Below are 447 nucleotides of genomic sequence, written 5' to 3' on the forward strand. Positions count from 1 at the left end.
GCCGTCATCGGCACCGCGTTGATGCTTATCGGTCAGAACAGCCGCATCGTTGCGCAGGATGTCTCTGCAAAGCTCGAGCAGGTATCGAAGACCTTGCCGCCCGGCGTTACCGTCAAGGTGGTGCTCGACCGCTCGAAGCTGGTCAACGCGACGGTCGCGACCGTGCAGCGCAATCTGACCGAGGGCGCGATCCTGGTGGCGGTCGCGCTATTCCTGTTGCTCGGCAACTGGCGCGCGGCGCTGATCGCGGTGCTCGTTATTCCCTTCTCGTTCCTCATGATGGCAATGGGGATGAACGCCTTTCGCGTGCCCGGCAACCTGATGAGCCTGGGGGCTCTCGACTTCGGTCTTATCGTCGACGGCGCGGTGATCATCATCGAGAACTGTCTGGCGCGGCTAGCGCACCGGCAGGAACATGAGGGCCGGCTGCTCGCCCTTCGCGAGCGG

1 protein-coding gene is annotated in these 447 nt (G+C 63.8%); it reads left to right on the forward strand.

Annotated features, from left to right (window positions below; genetic code table 11):
* Window positions 1–447: efflux RND transporter permease subunit (locus AACY19_RS27340; RefSeq protein WP_339454615.1), on the forward strand; the 447-nt coding region annotated here is incomplete at both ends.

The sequence above is a fragment of the Pseudomonas sp. EA_5y_Pfl2_R50 genome, from assembly GCF_963970475.1.
In the GTDB taxonomy this organism is placed as follows: domain Bacteria; phylum Pseudomonadota; class Gammaproteobacteria; order Pseudomonadales; family Pseudomonadaceae; genus Aquipseudomonas.